Origin of the sequence: Caulobacter sp. CCH9-E1 (assembly GCF_001556515.1) — a bacterium.
Lineage (GTDB): Bacteria > Pseudomonadota > Alphaproteobacteria > Caulobacterales > Caulobacteraceae > Caulobacter.
Genome location: NZ_LSJA01000214.1, coordinates 1 through 664 on the forward strand (window position 1 = coordinate 1; position 664 = coordinate 664).

The window sequence follows — 664 nt, forward strand, 5'->3', positions numbered from 1 at the left end:
AACGCAATGGCCAACGCTTGACCATCCAGACAGTCGCTCTCTCTAAGAGAGAGGGTTTTTGTGAGCGCTCGACGGGCGTTCGCGCGATTTCGTCCTCCCCTCCCAAACCGGCCTTATCCTGTCTCCACCTCGAGGCGATGGGGAGGGCGCGCGGCCAGCGACCTTCGCGGCTTCGGGGGGCGGTCGAGCGGGGACAGGTTCGAGGGGGATACTCGAACGGTCCGGGGATCTGGTTGCTGGCCAGACCCGCCCGCCGTCGGCGTGGTTGGGGATAAAGGGATGTGTCTTAGCCTGAATTGGCTCGTCCTCTCCGACCGCTGGGCCTCTCGGAAACGAGGGCGCCCAGGTCCCGGTAAGGCCTGAACAGGGCCACCTGACGGGACGCTGGCGGATAACGATCGCGCGGAGCGTCGGTCTTCGTCGAAACGGTAACACTACAACAGAACTCCGGGCGAATGTCCGGCGCTCCGCACCCCTCCCCGATCCTCACGGTCACGCCGCTGAGCGGCTTTGGCGCGTCCAGATGCTCCCCCGCGATGCGGGGGAGCTGTCGCGGAGCGACTGAGGGGGCGAATGCGGCGACCTTCCAGTTCGCCCCCTCCGGCCTTCGGCCACCTCGTGTGATGGAGATGAGCTAGCGTGAGGAGCGGCCGGTCGAGGCGCT

General features: G+C 66.4%; 1 protein-coding gene and 1 pseudogene. Both read left to right on the forward strand.

The window, feature by feature from the left end:
- Window positions 1–118: 118 nt before the first annotated feature.
- The gene (locus AX690_RS23685) at window positions 119–295 is read left to right on the forward strand and encodes a hypothetical protein (RefSeq protein ID WP_369798209.1); all 177 of its coding nucleotides are present in this window, start codon (window positions 119–121) and stop codon (window positions 293–295) included.
- Window positions 296–385 (forward strand): annotated as a pseudogene (locus AX690_RS23690) (hypothetical protein); the annotation flags it as partial. It lies immediately after the preceding gene.
- Between the last annotated feature and the right edge of the window lie 279 nt (window positions 386–664).